General features: G+C 59.5%; 9 protein-coding genes, 2 tRNA genes, 3 rRNA genes and 1 pseudogene. 10 read left to right on the top strand and 5 right to left on the bottom strand.

Annotation, left to right across the window (positions count from 1 at the left end):
* The first annotated feature begins 75 nt into the window (after positions 1–75).
* Positions 76–450 carry a Co2+/Mg2+ efflux protein ApaG gene (apaG, locus tag ACS7SF_RS06760; RefSeq protein WP_439892259.1) on the top strand — a complete coding sequence of 125 codons (375 nt, stop codon included), beginning with the start codon at positions 76–78 and terminating at the stop codon, positions 448–450.
* On the opposite strand, the gene ACS7SF_RS06755 is transcribed toward apaG, so the two are convergent.
* Positions 451–681, bottom strand: coding sequence for a hypothetical protein (locus ACS7SF_RS06755; RefSeq protein ID WP_439892714.1), 231 nt, complete (start codon positions 679–681; stop codon positions 451–453).
* Positions 682–780: 99 nt separating this feature from the next.
* Here ACS7SF_RS06755 and mltA point away from each other — a divergent pair, with 99 nt between their 5' ends.
* Positions 781–1,923 carry a murein transglycosylase A gene (gene mltA / locus ACS7SF_RS06750; protein WP_439892258.1) on the top strand — a complete coding sequence of 381 codons (1,143 nt, stop codon included), beginning with the start codon at positions 781–783 and terminating at the stop codon, positions 1,921–1,923.
* 9 nt (positions 1,924–1,932) lie between these two features.
* Here mltA and paaK read toward each other — a convergent pair whose 3' ends face one another.
* The 3 genes from paaK to paaG form a co-directional block, all read right to left on the bottom strand.
* Positions 1,933–3,237, bottom strand: coding sequence for a phenylacetate--CoA ligase PaaK (gene paaK, locus ACS7SF_RS06745; RefSeq protein WP_439892257.1), 1,305 nt, complete (start codon positions 3,235–3,237; stop codon positions 1,933–1,935).
* A gap of 74 nt (positions 3,238–3,311) precedes the next feature.
* A complete protein-coding gene (paaI, locus tag ACS7SF_RS06740) occupies positions 3,312–3,773 on the bottom strand; it encodes a hydroxyphenylacetyl-CoA thioesterase PaaI (RefSeq protein WP_439892256.1) in 462 nt (153 codons plus the stop codon).
* A 13-nt stretch (positions 3,774–3,786) separates the two neighbouring features.
* Complete coding sequence (gene paaG, locus ACS7SF_RS06735; RefSeq protein WP_439892255.1) at positions 3,787–4,575, bottom strand: 2-(1,2-epoxy-1,2-dihydrophenyl)acetyl-CoA isomerase PaaG; 789 nt, start codon at positions 4,573–4,575, stop codon at positions 3,787–3,789.
* A gap of 83 nt (positions 4,576–4,658) precedes the next feature.
* On the opposite strand from paaG, the gene ACS7SF_RS06730 reads away from it, so the two are divergent.
* From ACS7SF_RS06730 to rrf, 6 genes are all read left to right on the top strand, one after another.
* Complete coding sequence (locus tag ACS7SF_RS06730; protein ID WP_439892254.1) at positions 4,659–5,435, top strand: enoyl-CoA hydratase; 777 nt, start codon at positions 4,659–4,661, stop codon at positions 5,433–5,435.
* Positions 5,436–6,046: 611 nt separating this feature from the next.
* Positions 6,047–7,584, top strand: a 16S ribosomal RNA gene (locus ACS7SF_RS06725).
* Positions 7,585–7,644: 60 nt separating this feature from the next.
* Positions 7,645–7,721: transfer RNA gene (locus ACS7SF_RS06720), tRNA-Ile, on the top strand.
* A 36-nt stretch (positions 7,722–7,757) separates the two neighbouring features.
* Positions 7,758–7,833 (top strand) — tRNA-Ala (locus ACS7SF_RS06715).
* A 266-nt stretch (positions 7,834–8,099) separates the two neighbouring features.
* Positions 8,100–10,978, top strand: a 23S ribosomal RNA gene (locus ACS7SF_RS06710).
* 117 nt (positions 10,979–11,095) lie between these two features.
* Positions 11,096–11,208, top strand: a 5S ribosomal RNA gene (gene rrf / locus ACS7SF_RS06705).
* Together the 16S, 23S and 5S rRNA genes with 2 tRNA genes alongside form the textbook arrangement of a ribosomal RNA operon.
* Positions 11,209–11,357: 149 nt before the next feature.
* Here the strand turns inward: rrf and ACS7SF_RS06700 are convergent.
* A pseudogene (locus tag ACS7SF_RS06700) lies at positions 11,358–12,549 on the bottom strand (M20 aminoacylase family protein).
* A gap of 383 nt (positions 12,550–12,932) precedes the next feature.
* On the opposite strand from ACS7SF_RS06700, the gene ACS7SF_RS06695 reads away from it, so the two are divergent.
* The gene (locus ACS7SF_RS06695; protein ID WP_439892713.1) at positions 12,933–14,483 is read left to right on the top strand and encodes an ABC transporter substrate-binding protein; all 1,551 of its coding nucleotides are present in this window, start codon (positions 12,933–12,935) and stop codon (positions 14,481–14,483) included.
* A gap of 33 nt (positions 14,484–14,516) precedes the next feature.
* Positions 14,517–15,494, top strand: a complete 978-nt coding sequence (locus ACS7SF_RS06690; protein WP_439892253.1) for an ABC transporter permease — start codon at positions 14,517–14,519, stop codon at positions 15,492–15,494.
* Position 15,495 lies beyond the last annotated feature (1 nt).

Raw genomic sequence — 15,495 nt, 5'->3', positions numbered from 1 at the left:
GGCCGTGTCCCCCTCGTCCCTTGTGGCTGCCCCAGCCATGCCGCACAATGGGCGCCATTCTTATTGTGGATCGTCATGCCGAGCTACGAACTCACCGTCCAGGTCCGGGCGCGCTACCTGCCGGAGCAATCCGAGCCCGAGCAGGGCAATTACGCCTTTGCCTACACCATCACCATCCGCAACACCGGCGATGTGCCGAGCCAGTTGATCTCGCGTCACTGGGTGATCACCGACGCCGAAGAGCAGGTGCAGGAAGTGAACGGCCTGGGCGTGGTCGGCCACCAGCCGCTGCTGCCGCCGGGCGAATCGTTTGAGTACACGAGCTGGGCGACCATCAAGACGCCCGTGGGCACGATGCGCGGCGAGTACTTCTGCGTGGCCGAGGACGGTCACCGCTTCGAGGCGCCGATCCCCGAATTTGCGCTGGTGATGCCGCGCATGCTGCACTGATTAGGATGACGCCTTCGGCGGCTGCGAATCTTTTGGCGCGGTTCCGGTCGATTCCGAAGGTTGGGCGGTCCCTGCTTGGCGCGAAGGATGGTCGGGCGGAGCGCGCAGTGGACGCGGGTGCTTCTTGGCTCCCGACATCGTCCACGCCACGATGAAGATCAGCAGGAACAGCGCCACGCCGGCCTCCAGGCCGAACAGCATCATCGGATGGTTTTCAAAGAATTGGCTCATGGTCGACGACGAGAGGCGCGGATTTGCAGCGCAGATAGCAGCGCGGATGCGGGGCATTGTAGCCAAGCCCGCCGCCTCTTCGGACAGGATGGAACAGGCATGACAGCAGCAACCTTGGACGCATTGACACACGCTCGTACCGCCAATTTTCGTCGATGGGCGGGGCTGGCCACGGCCCTGGTTGCCGCCTTGCTGACCGCGTGTACCAGCGGGCCCCCGCCGCGCGTCGAAACGTCGCAACCGCCTACGGCAACGCTGGGCGGGCATCTGGCCCCAGCCACCTGGGCGGATGTGACCGGCTGGACCGCCGACGATCTGGCCTCCGCGTGGCCCGCGCTGCAATCGAACTGTCAGGCCATGAAACGCCGCACCGATTGGTCGCGCGTCTGTTCCGCAGGCCTGATGATCGATGCCGGTGACCCGATCGCCATGCGTGTCTTCTTTGAAGACAACTTCACGCCGTACCGCGTCGTTAAAGACGACGGCACCGACAGCGGCCTGATCACCGGCTACTACGAACCGCTGCTGCGCGGCTCGCGGACTCGCCACGGCATCTATCAGACGCCGCTGTATCGCATGCCTGCCGTCTGGCGCGGCAAGACGCTGCCGGCACGTGCCCAGTTGATCCACAGCCCAGCACTGCAGGGGCAGGAAGTCGTGTGGGTGGACGATCCGGTGGAAGCGGCGTTCCTGCAAATTCAGGGCTCGGGCCAGGTTCAACTGGAAGAGGGCGGCATCATGCGCCTGGGCGTGGGCGGCACGAACAATCAGCCGTTCCGCTCGTTTGCACGCTGGCTGCTCGACCAGGGCGAGATCACGCCCGTGCAGGCGACCATGCAAGGCATCAAGGCCTGGGCGCGCGCCAACCCCAGCCGCGTGGAAGAGATGCTCAACATCAACCCGCGCTACGTGTTCTTTGCCGAAACGCCCGGTAACACGGGTGGCCCTATCGGCAAACTGGGTGTGCCACTCACCGATGAGCGCTCGATTGCGGTGGACCCGTCGTACATTCCGCTCGGCTCACCGGTGTTCCTGTTGACCACCAAGCCGCTGTCCACGGAGCCGATCCAGAAGCTGGTGTTCGCGCAAGACGTGGGCTCGGCCATTCGCGGTGCAGTACGCGCCGACTATTACTTCGGCCATGGTGATAACGCTGGCGATCTGGCGGGGCGGATGAAGCAAGCCGGTCGTCTGTGGGTTCTCGTACCGAAGGGCGGCAGCATCGGCGTCGCCACCCGTTAATCACGCGGACTAACCGCGCCGCAAATCCACCACGCGGCGCGCCTTGCCGACCGAACGTTCGATCCCGCCGGTCGCCAGAATCTCAATCGCCGCCGTCACGCCGATCATCGTCTTGATGTCGTGCGCCAGTTGGGTGCTTGCCGCGCTGGCGTTCTCCGCCGACGCGCCCAGCGCTGCCTCGATCCGCACCGTCAGCGTATCCAGCGGCCCTTCCTTGCCCAGCACGCATTGGTAATGTGGTGACAGCGCCGCATGCTGCAGGATCAATTCCTCAATCTGCGACGGGAACACGTTCACACCGCGCACGATCATCATGTCGTCGCAGCGGCCGGTGATCTTTTCCATGCGGCGGAAGCCAGGGCGTGCCGTGCCCGGCAGCAGGCGCGTCAGGTCGCGGGTGCGGTAGCGCACCACCGGCATCGCTTCCTTGGTCAGCGAGGTGAAGACCAGTTCGCCGAATTCGCCGTCGGGCAGCACCTCGCCGGTGTTCGGGTCGATGATCTCGGGGTAGAAGTGGTCTTCCCAGATGGTCGGGCCGTCCTTGGTTTCGGCGCATTCGCTGGCCACGCCTGGGCCCATCACTTCTGACAGACCGTAGATGTCCACAGCCGACAGCCCCATGCGCGCCTCGATTGCATTGCGCATCTCTGGGGTCCAGGGCTCGGCGCCGAAGATGCCGATCTGCAGACTGGAGGCGGCCGGGTCCATGCCCTGGCGCTCGAATTCGTCGGCAATCGCCAGCATGTAGCTGGGCGTGACCATGATGATCTGCGGCTGGAAATCGCGGATGAGCTGCACTTGGCGCTCGGTCTGGCCGCCGCCGAACGGGATCACCGTCAGCCCCGCGCGCTCGGCGCCGTAGTGCGCGCCCAGGCCGCCTGTGAAGAGGCCGTAGCCGTAGCTCACGTGGACCTTGTCCCCACTCCGTGCCCCCGCCGCACGAATCGAGCGCGCCACCAGCCCAGCCCAGGTATCGATATCGCCCAGCGTGTAACCCACCACCGTGGGTTTGCCCGTGGTGCCCGAGGATGCGTGGATGCGCGCAATCCGATCCTGCGGCACGGCAAACATGCCGAACGGATAGTTGTCGCGCAGATCGCTCTTGGTCGTGAACGGAAACTTCGCCAGATCGGCCAGCGACTTTAGGTCCGACGGGTGCACGCCCACCGCGTCGAACTTAGCCCGGTAAGCGGCAACGTTTTCATACGCGTGGGTCAGGCTGCGTTTCAGACGTTCGAGCTGCAGCGCCTGGATAGCATCACGGCTGGCGGTCTCGATCGGGTCGAGCGGCAGATCGGTCGAGCGGGGGCGCATGCGGGTCTCCTCTTCGGGGCGCCGTCGTGCGGCGTCCTCTTGTGGCGCAATCGGGGCTCTATATAGAGGGCGAACTAGCTTTCTGCTTTGTCCGGATCAGGAATGACGTGGCCGCGAATCTGCGCAGACTTGCCGCGGAACATGGCGACCACCTCGCCGGTTTGATTGGACACGCGCACGTCGTACACGCCGTGTCGGCCAGACAGGATTTGCTCGGTCGCCTCAGCGGTCAGCACGTCACCGCCGTGCGCCGGGCGCAGAAATTCGACGCTGCAGCCGGCCGCCACCGTGTTGTGGTTATGGCTGTTGCAGGCAAACGCAAAGGCCGAATCGGCCAGCGTAAAGATCAATCCGCCATGGCACGTGCGGTGGCCGTTGAGGAATTCGGGCCGCACCGTCATCGAGAGACGGGCGTAGCCGGGTGCGACCACCTCCACGCGCATGCCGAGCCAGCGGGTGCAGGCATCGGCGTCAAACATGCTTTTGCAGGCAGCTTCGGCCAGCGCTTGCGCATCGTGGAGGACGGTCTCGGTCATGCCGTGGTGTTCCTTACTCGCCCGTGAAGTGGGCCACGCGCTTGTGGAGGAAGGCGTTCACGCCCTCGGCGTAGTCGTGGGAGTTGCCCAGCTCGCGCTGCAGATCGCGCTCCAGATCCAGCTGCGCATCGAGCGATTGCGTGGGCGCCGCATGCATGGCCCGTTTGATGGCGGCCAGCGCCCGGGTCGGCTGCTTGGCCAGGTGGTCGGCCATCGCCTGCACTTCAGTCATGAGGATCTTGGCATCGTGATAGACGCCCCAGATCAGGCCCCAGGCGAGCGCGGTCTTGGCGTCGAGCTTCTCGCCGAGCATCGCCAGCCCCATCGCCCGCGCCACGCCAATGCGCTGCGGTAGAAACCACGTGCCGCCCGAATCCGGCAGTAAGCCAATCTTCACGAACGCCTGCAGAAAGCACGCGTTTTCCGCCGCCATCACGATGTCGCACGCCAGCGCCAGGTTGGCGCCCGCGCCGGCGGCTACGCCATTCACCGCGGCAATCACCGGCAGGGGGAGGGCGCGCAGACGGCGCACCAGCGGGTTGAACTGCTCGTCGATGAGTTGACCCAGGTCCGTCATCTGCCCGGGCGTGAAATTGAGTTCGGAGAGATCCTGCCCCGCACAGAAACCGCGTCCGGCACCGGTCAGGATCAGCGCTCGGGCGCGCTGGCGTTCCACCTTGTCCAGCGCGTCGCGCAGTTCCCGGTGCATGCCAGCCGTAAAGCTGTTGAGCTGGTCGGGCCGGTTCAGCGTGATGGTCGCCACGTGATCGTGCCAGTCAAGCAGAATGGTCGGGCTCGTCATCTTGTCTCCTCCTCGGTCATCGGCTAATTCATTAACCGACCGGTTGGTCGGCTAATATTACATCCATTCCAACTGGAGCTTCCATGTCCTACGAAAACATTCTGGTCGAAACGCGCGGTCGTGTTGGTCTTGTTACGTTGAACCGTCCGAAGGCGCTCAACGCGCTCAACGATGCACTCATGGATGAACTGGGCGCCGCGCTGCTCTCCTTCGATGGCGACGCCAACATCGGCGCCATCGTCATCACCGGCAGCGAAAAGGCGTTTGCCGCGGGTGCAGACATCGGTGCCATGGCCGACTACGACTTCGCCACCGTCTATAAGAACGAATACATCACCCGCAATTGGGAAACCATCCGCCGCATCCGCAAGCCGGTGATCGCCGCGGTGGCCGGCTACGCGCTGGGCGGTGGCTGTGAACTGGCCATGATGTGCGACATCATCCTCGCCGCCGACACTGCCAAGTTCGGCCAGCCCGAAATCAAGCTCGGCACCATGCCAGGCGCCGGCGGCACCCAGCGCCTGCCGCGCGCCGTCTCCAAGGCCAAGGCCATGGACCTCTGCCTGACCGCCCGCATGATGGGCGCAGAAGAAGCCGAGCGCGCGGGCCTTGTCTCCCGCGTCATCCCCGCTGACAAGCTGCTCGACGAAGCCATCCAAGCCGCGGAAACCATCGCCGGCTTTTCCTTGCCCGCCGTCATGATGATCAAGGAGTCGATCAACGCCGCCTACGAAACCTCGCTCTCCGACGGCGTGCATCTGGAACGGCGCCTCTTCCACGCCACTTTTGCCACGGAAGACCAGAAAGAAGGCATGCGCGCCTTCCTGGAGAAGCGGGCGCCGACGTTCAAGCACCAGTAAGAGGGCGCTGGCCGAGTGATCTAGGGAATACCCGAGTAATCATCTCGGGTATCCTTCGGGTCATTTTGCAGCTGCTTTTGACCGGCAATCGTAGGCGCAGACTGGGCTGGCGGTGATTCTTCATCGGTTCGTCATCAACCCGTCACGACAAAGGTGTTGCCAACCTCCAGGAACCCGCCTATAGTTCGCCCCTCGCTGCACGACACAGCGCCGAAACGAAGGTTGAGGCGGTGGAGTTGAAGTGGCGGAGAAGTAAGAGTGGTGCGGGTTTGCGGGTTGTTGAGTGGTTGGCGGCGGCTCGAAGTTGCAGTGAAGTTAGCGACGCGTTGAACGATAAAAATTCTTCAGCAAGTTGTTGACAGCGACGAAAAAGCTCTGCATAATCTCGTTTCTCTGCTGCAGCAAACGCAGCGACGCGGTGAACAAAGTTGATCGCGCAGTTCTTTAACAAGCAAACAGCCGATAAGTGTGGGCGCTTAATACTGGATGCGACGGATTCGTCCGTTAGCTAACAAGTAATGAAGTGCTCGCACAGAAGTAAGGTTTGAACGAAAGTTCAAGTCAGATTCTGAGAGTGAGCGACCGCTCGTAAAGAGCGAAAACAGCAGATTGAACTGAAGAGTTTGATCCTGGCTCAGATTGAACGCTGGCGGCATGCCTTACACATGCAAGTCGAACGGCAGCATGATCTAGCTTGCTAGATTGATGGCGAGTGGCGAACGGGTGAGTAATACATCGGAACGTGCCCTGTAGTGGGGGATAACTAGTCGAAAGATTAGCTAATACCGCATACGACCTGAGGGTGAAAGTGGGGGACCGCAAGGCCTCATGCTATAGGAGCGGCCGATGTCTGATTAGCTAGTTGGTGAGGTAAAGGCTCACCAAGGCGACGATCAGTAGCTGGTCTGAGAGGACGATCAGCCACACTGGGACTGAGACACGGCCCAGACTCCTACGGGAGGCAGCAGTGGGGAATTTTGGACAATGGGCGAAAGCCTGATCCAGCAATGCCGCGTGTGTGAAGAAGGCCTTCGGGTTGTAAAGCACTTTTGTCCGGAAAGAAATCGCACTTAATAATACTAGGTGTGGATGACGGTACCGGAAGAATAAGGACCGGCTAACTACGTGCCAGCAGCCGCGGTAATACGTAGGGTCCAAGCGTTAATCGGAATTACTGGGCGTAAAGCGTGCGCAGGCGGTTGTGCAAGACCGATGTGAAATCCCCGAGCTTAACTTGGGAATTGCATTGGTGACTGCACGGCTAGAGTGTGTCAGAGGGGGGTAGAATTCCACGTGTAGCAGTGAAATGCGTAGAGATGTGGAGGAATACCGATGGCGAAGGCAGCCCCCTGGGATAACACTGACGCTCATGCACGAAAGCGTGGGGAGCAAACAGGATTAGATACCCTGGTAGTCCACGCCCTAAACGATGTCAACTAGTTGTTGGGGATTCATTTCCTTAGTAACGTAGCTAACGCGTGAAGTTGACCGCCTGGGGAGTACGGTCGCAAGATTAAAACTCAAAGGAATTGACGGGGACCCGCACAAGCGGTGGATGATGTGGATTAATTCGATGCAACGCGAAAAACCTTACCTACCCTTGACATGCCACTAACGAAGCAGAGATGCATTAGGTGCTCGAAAGAGAAAGTGGACACAGGTGCTGCATGGCTGTCGTCAGCTCGTGTCGTGAGATGTTGGGTTAAGTCCCGCAACGAGCGCAACCCTTGTCTCTAGTTGCTACGAAAGGGCACTCTAGAGAGACTGCCGGTGACAAACCGGAGGAAGGTGGGGATGACGTCAAGTCCTCATGGCCCTTATGGGTAGGGCTTCACACGTCATACAATGGTGCATACAGAGGGTTGCCAAGCCGCGAGGTGGAGCTAATCCCAGAAAATGCATCGTAGTCCGGATCGTAGTCTGCAACTCGACTACGTGAAGCTGGAATCGCTAGTAATCGCGGATCAGCATGCCGCGGTGAATACGTTCCCGGGTCTTGTACACACCGCCCGTCACACCATGGGAGTGGGTTTTGCCAGAAGTAGTTAGCCTAACCGTAAGGAGGGCGATTACCACGGCAGGGTTCATGACTGGGGTGAAGTCGTAACAAGGTAGCCGTATCGGAAGGTGCGGCTGGATCACCTCCTTTAAGAGCGTGCATCCGACGTTAGGCGTCCACACTTATCGGTTTGTTTGATGTTACAGCCAAGGGTCTGTAGCTCAGGTGGTTAGAGCACCGTCTTGATAAGGCGGGGGTCGTAGGTTCAAGTCCTACCAGACCCACCAAGTTACGGACGGTGGAAGTTGTACTCTGCCGTGACTGGGGGATTAGCTCAGCTGGGAGAGCACCTGCTTTGCAAGCAGGGGGTCGTCGGTTCGATCCCGTCATCCTCCACCATTACCTTTTGGTTACCAAACGCAAGCATCGACGCGATGTCGATGGTGTTTGCGTTTGGCCTAGCCAAGACGAGCGTAAAAGTTCGGCTGTTCTTTAACAATATGGAATGTAGTAAAGGTGTCGCGGAGCATTGATGAGATGCTCGGTAGTTACGCGACACTGGGTTGTGATTGTATCAACCAGTATTACCAGAGCAATCGATGAGATTGTCTTGGAATACGGCACAACGCGAGAACTCAGCCTATAGCGAGACATACTCGTTATAGGGTCAAGCGAATAAGTGCATGTGGTGGATGCCTTGGCGATTACAGGCGATGAAGGACGTAGTAGCCTGCGAAAAGCTGCGGGGAGCTGGCAAACAAGCTTTGATCCGCAGATGTCCGAATGGGGAAACCCGGCCCGCATGGGTCATCTGTTACTGAATACATAGGTAACAGAAGCGAACGCAGTGAACTGAAACATCTAAGTAGCTGCAGGAACAGAAATCAACCGAGATTCCCAAAGTAGTGGCGAGCGAAATGGGATCAGCCTTGTACTCTTTAGCAGTATTGCTAGCAGAACGGAATGGAAAGTCCGGCCATAGTGGGTGATAGCCCCGTATGCGAAAGCAGTATTGTGGAACTAGGTGTACGACAAGTAGGGCGGGACACGTGAAATCCTGTCTGAAGATGGGGGGACCATCCTCCAAGGCTAAATACTCGTAATCGACCGATAGTGAACCAGTACCGTGAGGGAAAGGCGAAAAGAACCCCGGGAGGGGAGTGAAATAGATCCTGAAACCGCATGCATACAAACAGTCGGAGCCTGGAAACGGGTGACGGCGTACCTTTTGTATAATGGGTCAGCGACTTACATTCAGTGGCAAGCTTAACCGATTAGGGAAGGCGTAGCGAAAGCGAGTCCGAATAGGGCGTTCAGTCGCTGGGTGTAGACCCGAAACCAAGTGATCTATCCATGGCCAGGTTGAAGGTGCGGTAACACGTACTGGAGGACCGAACCCACTAACGTTGAAAAGTTAGGGGATGAGCTGTGGATAGGGGTGAAAGGCTAAACAAACTTGGAAATAGCTGGTTCTCTCCGAAAACTATTTAGGTAGTGCCTCGTGTCTCACCTTCGGGGGTAGAGCACTGTCATGGTTGGGGGGTCTATTGCTGATTACCCCGCCATAGCAAACTCCGAATACCGAAGAGTGCAATCACGGGAGACAGACATCGGGTGCTAACGTCCGGTGTCAAGAGGGAAACAACCCAGACCGCCAGCTAAGGTCCCTAAATATTGCTAAGTGGGAAACGAAGTGGGAAGGCTAAAACAGTCAGGAGGTTGGCTTAGAAGCAGCCACCCTTTAAAGAAAGCGTAATAGCTCACTGATCGAGTCGTCCTGCGCGGAAGATGTAACGGGGCTAAGCAATATACCGAAGCTGCGGATGCACGTAAGTGCATGGTAGGAGAGCGTTCTGTAAGCCTGTGAAGGTGTCTTGTAAAGGATGCTGGAGGTATCAGAAGTGCGAATGCTGACATGAGTAGCGATAAAGGGGGTGAAAGGCCCCCTCGCCGTAAGCCCAAGGTTTCCTACGCAACGTTCATCGGCGTAGGGTGAGTCGGCCCCTAAGGCGAGGCAGAGATGCGTAGCTGATGGGAAGCAGGTTAATATTCCTGCACCGTCGTATGATGCGATGGGGGGACGGATCGCGGAAGGTTGTCCGGGTGTTGGATGTCCCGGTCCCTGCATTGGAGATGGCACTTAGGCAAATCCGGGTGCGTAATTCAAGGGTGTGGGGCGAGCGACTTTAGGTCGCGAAGCAATTGGAAGTGGTTCCAAGAAAAGCCTCTAAGCTTCAGTCATACGAGACCGTACCGCAAACCGACACAGGTGGGCGAGATGAGTATTCTAAGGCGCTTGAGAGAACTCGGGAGAAGGAACTCGGCAAATTGGTACCGTAACTTCGGGATAAGGTACGCCCTTGTAGTTTGACTGGCTCGCGCCAGAAGGACGAAGGGGTTGCAATAAAATGGTGGCTGCGACTGTTTAATAAAAACACAGCACTCTGCAAACACGAAAGTGGACGTATAGGGTGTGACGCCTGCCCGGTGCCGGAAGATTAAATGATGGGGTGCAAGCTCTTGATTGAAGTCCCGGTAAACGGCGGCCGTAACTATAACGGTCCTAAGGTAGCGAAATTCCTTGTCGGGTAAGTTCCGACCTGCACGAATGGCGTAACGATGGCCACACTGTCTCCTCCCGAGACTCAGCGAAGTTGAAGTGTTTGTGATGATGCAATCTCCCCGCGGCTAGACGGAAAGACCCCATGAACCTTTACTGTAGCTTTGCATTGGACTTTGAACCGATCTGTGTAGGATAGGTGGGAGGCTTTGAAACCGGGACGCTAGTTTCGGTGGAGCCGACCTTGAAATACCACCCTGGTTTGTTTGAGGTTCTAACCTTGGCCCGTGAATCCGGGTCGGGGACAGTGCATGGTAGGCAGTTTGACTGGGGCGGTCTCCTCCCAAAGTGTAACGGAGGAGTTCGAAGGTACGCTTGGTACGGTCGGACATCGTACCTAAAGTGCAATGGCAAAAGCGTGCTTAACTGCGAGACCGACAAGTCGAGCAGGTGCGAAAGCAGGACATAGTGATCCGGTGGTTCTGTATGGAAGGGCCATCGCTCAACGGATAAAAGGTACTCTGGGGATAACAGGCTGATACCGCCCAAGAGTTCATATCGACGGCGGTGTTTGGCACCTCGATGTCGGCTCATCTCATCCTGGGGCTGTAGCCGGTCCCAAGGGTATGGCTGTTCGCCATTTAAAGAGGTACGTGAGCTGGGTTTAAAACGTCGTGAGACAGTTTGGTCCCTATCTGCCGTGGGCGTTGGAATCTTGACGGGGGCTGCTCCTAGTACGAGAGGACCGGAGTGGACGTACCGCTGGTGTACCTGTTGTCTCGCCAGAGGCATCGCAGGGTAGCTATGTACGGAAGAGATAACCGCTGAAAGCATCTAAGCGGGAAACTTGCCTGAAGATGAGGATTCCCTGCAGACTTGATCTGCCTGAAGGGTCGTTCGAGACCAGGACGTTGATAGGCTGGGTGTGGAAGCGCAGTAATGCGTTCAGCTAACCAGTACTAATTGCCCGTGCGGCTTGATCCTATAACCGGTATGTTTCCGGCTGGGTCTGCCTTGTGCCTGATACAAATCAAACACAACCCCAACACTACATTCCCATATTGGTCCCGTTGACCACGTCAACGTGACGACAAGTCATAGCCTGGTGACCATAGCGAGTCGGTACCACCCCTTCCCATCCCGAACAGGACCGTGAAACGACTCCGCGCCGATGATAGTGCGGATTCCCGTGTGAAAGTAGGTCATCGCCAGGCTCTCCCATAAAACACCCCAGCTCCATACCGAGCTGGGGTGTTTGCTTTTACGCATCCACAAACGCGAATCCCTTGAGCTCAGCTCACTCCAAAACAAAAGCCACCGAACACGGTGGCTTTTACGCTTCCACAGTACACACCCTGGCGGCTCAGGCTCGTGCTAGGTACTTCTCCACCAACCGTACCCAGTACGTCGCACCCAGCGGTAGCAACTCGTCGTTGAAGTCGTAGCTCGGATTGTGCAGCATGCATGGGCCCAAACCATGGCCTTGCTCTCGGTGATCGCCATCACCGTTGCCGATGAACGCGAAGCACCCAGGCTTCTCGATCAGCATGAAGGAGAAATCCTCCGCACCCATGGTCGGGTCGATGTTGGCGTTGACATTGTCTGCGCCCACGAGTTCGCGCATGACTTCCGCCGCGAACTGCGTTTCCGCCTCGGTGTTGACTGTCGGCGGGTAGTTGCGGTGGAAAGCGAAATCGACCGTGCAGTCATATGCAGCGGCGATGGCTTTCGAGACTTCCTCCATGCGGCGCTCGATCAAGTCGAGGACTTCGGTAGAAAACGTGCGTACCGTACCGCCAATCCAGGCTTCATTCGGGATGATGTTCGTGGCGTCGCCGGCGTGGAACTGCGTGACAGACAGAACGGCCGTGTCGATCGGGCGCTTGTTGCGCGTGATGATGCCTTGCAGCGCCGACACCACCTGCGCGCCGACGAATACCGGATCATTGCCGTTATGCGGCAGCGCGGCGTGCGCGCCCTTACCTTGGATCGTGATGCGGAATTCGTTGCTCGACGCCATCAGCGCGCCGACGCGTGTACCGAATGATCCGACCGGCACGCCGGGCCAGTTGTGCATGCCAAACACGGCATCGCACGGGAAGCTTCTCAAACAGACCGTCCTTGATCATCTCGCGCGCACCGCCGCCGCCTTCTTCTGCTGGTTGGAAGATGAGGTGCACGGTGCCATTGAAGTTGCGGTGCTTGGCCAAGTAACGCGCGGCCCCGAGCAGCATCGCCGTATGGCCGTCGTGGCCACACGCGTGCATCCTGCCGTCGTGCTGCGAGCGGTGCTCGAACTCGTTCGCCTCGGCGAGCGGGAGAGCGTCCATGTCAGCGCGCAGGCCGATGCGCTTGCCTTCACCGTTGCGGATGACGCCCACCAGCCCGGTCTTCCCAAGGCCGCGATGCACTTCGATGCCCCATTCGGCTAGCTTGGCGGCGACCAAGTCAGAAGTGCGCTGTTCTTCGAAGCAGAGTTCGGGGTGGGCGTGGATGTCGCGTCGCAGCGCCTGGATCTCGGGCTGCGCGGCTTGGATTTCTGGAATCAGCTTCATGGGGATGCGGTCGTGTTCTGACGGAAAGTTCGCAATCACGTCCGATGATACGCCGAAGGGCGATTCCGGGCCGGCCAGAACCGATGCCGCTCGCATGCTCGCTGGCGCAGCATGCGCGTTCGACATGGAATGCTTCCTGCTTTTCACCCCCGCCCGCGCGGCGATAGCGCCGTTTTCCGGCGCCGATCGTGCGGGTATGCACCAATTTGTGGCGTTGCGCATTGCCGGGCATAAAGAGGCGTCGCGACAGGGACGTCACCATCATCGGTGTGAGCGTTCTTCAGAAGTGCCGCCGCGCCGTGAGCGAAATCGATTCGCCGATTCCTTATTTGGGGAGAAGAGCCGTGACCATGATTCGGACTTTGCGGCGCGTGGCCGCAGTGATGTGCGTGGCAGGATGTGTGATGGTGGGCGCGAACCCGCAGGCGGTGGCGGCAGATCTGAAGATCGGCATGAGTTCGCCGCCGACTTCGATGGACCCGCACTTCTATAACCTGTTCTCCAACATCAACGTGTCGGAGCACATGTTCGAGTGCCTGGTGAAGATGGATCCGGACAGCCACATCATTCCGGGCCTGGCCGAGTCGTGGAAGATGGTCAACAACCTCACGTGGGAGTTCAAGCTGCGCCCCGGCGTGAAGTTCCATGATGGCAGTGAGCTGACCGCCGAAGACGTGGCCTGGTCGATCGACCGGCCTGCCACCATCGTCAACAGCCCTGGCAAGTTCGACACCTATACCAAGGCGATCATCAACAAGAAGATCGTCGACAAGTACACGATCCAATTCACTACGTCGCAGCCGTATCCGTTGATTCTGTCGGACCTGACGTCGGTGTTTATCGTGCAGAAGAAGGCGACGCAGGGGCTGTCGAGCGATGACTTTGCGCAAGGCAAGGGCATGGTCGGCACGGGGCCGTTCAAGTTCGTGAGCTATGCGCGTGATGACCGGGTCGAGCTGGTGCGCAACGATCAATATTGGGGCCCGAAGCCCGCGTGGGACCACGTGACGCTGCGCTTCATCCCGAACGGTGCGACGCGCATTGCGGCGCTGCTCTCCGGCGACCTGCAGGCCATCGAGAACGTGCCGACCCCCGATCTGGCGCGCGTGCGCGGCGATGCGTCGCTGAACTTCTTCTCGAAGATCTCGCACCGCGTGATCTATCTGTACACCGACGACAAGCGCGACCCGACGCCGGAGGTAACGGGCAAGGATGGCAAGCCGCTCGACAAGAACCCGCTGAAGGATCCGCGCGTGCGCCGCGCGATGAGCATGGCCATCAACCGCCAGGGTATCAAGGACCGCATCATGGAAGGCCTGTCGGAGCCGACCAACAACCTCGTGCCGCCGTCGCTGTTCGGTCATAACCCGAACCTGAAGACGCTCAAGTACGACCCGGACGGCGCGAAGAAGCTGCTGGCCGAGGCGGGCTATCCCGATGGCTTCGGTGTCACGCTGCACACGCCGAACAACCGCTACGTGAACGACGAGAAGATTGCGCAGACCATCGCGCAAAACCTCACGCGCGTGGGCATCGCGACGCGCGTGGAAGGTGCGCCGATGGCGACCCATTCCGCCAAGGGCGGCCATCACGAGTATTCGTTCGGGCTGGTGGGGTGGGGCGCGCAGACGGGCGAAGTCAGCTCACCGCTGCGGGCGCTGGTGGCGTGCGAGGATTCCAAGAAGGGCTACGGCGCCGTCAACTGGGGGCAGTACTGCAACCCGAAGATGGACGCCGTGCTGGACAAGGCGCTGTACACCATGGACGACAAGGAGCGCTCCAAGCTGCTGCAAGAGGCGACCGCGATTGTGGTGGAGGACGGCGGTATCATCCCCATCCATTTCCAGGTGACGACGTGGGCGTCGCGCAAGGGCATCAGCTACACGCCGCGCACGGATGAGCGCACGTACGCGCACGGCTTCAAGCCGCAATAACGCCCCCCAAACGAGTGAGCGAGTGAGCCCCAGATGCTGGTATTCCTGATCCGAAGGCTGCTGGAATCCGTTGCCGTGTTGCTGGTGATGTCGATCCTGGTGTTCCTGGGCGTGTACGCCATCGGCAACCCGGTCGACATCCTCATCAACCCGCAGGCCGACCAGCAGGACATCGCGCGCACGATTGCCGCGCTGGGGCTCGACAAGCCGTTGTGGGAGCAATACCTGTACTTCCTGAGCGGCGCGCTGCACGGCAACCTCGGCACGTCGTTCGCGCATGGCACGCCGGCGCTCAAGCTGATTTTCGAGCGCATGCCAGCGACGTTCGAGCTGGCGATCTTCGCCATCCTGCTGGCGATCGTGCTGGGCATTCCGCTCGGGCTGTGGGCCGGGTTGCGCCCGAATGGGGTGGCCAACCGCACCATCATGACGATCTCGATTCTCGGCTTTTCGCTGCCGACGTTCTGGGTCGGGCTGATGCTCATCATGGTGTTTGCGGTACAGCTTGGGTGGCTGCCGTCGAACGGACGCGGCGAGACGCGCTTGCTGTTCGGTATCCCCGTGAGCTTCCTCACGCTGGATGGCATCCGCCACCTGATCCTGCCGGGCGTGACGCTGTCGCTGCTGAACATTGCGATGGTCATCCGCCTCACGCGTGCCGGAACGCAAGAGGCGATGCTGCAGGACTACGTGAAATTCGCGCGCGCGAAGGGCTTGTCCAACACGCGCATCGTTGGCGTGCATGTGCTCAAGAACATCCTGATTCCGATCGTGACGGTGGTGGGCTTGCAGTTTGGCTCGGTCATCGCGTTCTCGATCGTCACCGAGTCGATCTACGCGTGGCCGGGCATGGGCAAGCTGATCATCGATTCGATCCAGTTGCTTGATCGCCCGGTGATCGTCGCGTACCTGCTGGTGATCGTGGCGCTGTTCATCCTCATCAACCTGGTGGTCGATCTCGTCTATGGCGTGCTCGACCCGCGCGTGCGCCTGTCTGAGAGCCGGGGCTGAC

The sequence above is a fragment of the Ralstonia sp. 25C genome (assembly GCF_051904805.1).
Taxonomy (GTDB): Bacteria; Pseudomonadota; Gammaproteobacteria; order Burkholderiales; family Burkholderiaceae; genus Ralstonia.
Note: the sequence above shows the minus strand (reverse complement) of the source record. Positions and strands in the feature narration are given on the sequence as shown.

Coding starts and splice junctions, on each gene's coding strand:
- apaG (WP_439892259.1), top strand. CDS start 76: ATGCCGAGCTACGAACTCACCGTCCAGGTCCGGGCGCGCTACCTGCCG.
- ACS7SF_RS06755 (WP_439892714.1), bottom strand. CDS start 681: ATGAGCCAATTCTTTGAAAACCATCCGATGATGCTGTTCGGCCTGGAG.
- mltA (WP_439892258.1), top strand. CDS start 781: ATGACAGCAGCAACCTTGGACGCATTGACACACGCTCGTACCGCCAAT.
- paaK (WP_439892257.1), bottom strand. CDS start 3,237: ATGCGCCCCCGCTCGACCGATCTGCCGCTCGACCCGATCGAGACCGCC.
- paaI (WP_439892256.1), bottom strand. CDS start 3,773: ATGACCGAGACCGTCCTCCACGATGCGCAAGCGCTGGCCGAAGCTGCC.
- paaG (WP_439892255.1), bottom strand. CDS start 4,575: ATGACGAGCCCGACCATTCTGCTTGACTGGCACGATCACGTGGCGACC.
- ACS7SF_RS06730 (WP_439892254.1), top strand. CDS start 4,659: ATGTCCTACGAAAACATTCTGGTCGAAACGCGCGGTCGTGTTGGTCTT.
- ACS7SF_RS06695 (WP_439892713.1), top strand. CDS start 12,933: ATGTGCGTGGCAGGATGTGTGATGGTGGGCGCGAACCCGCAGGCGGTG.
- ACS7SF_RS06690 (WP_439892253.1), top strand. CDS start 14,517: ATGCTGGTATTCCTGATCCGAAGGCTGCTGGAATCCGTTGCCGTGTTG.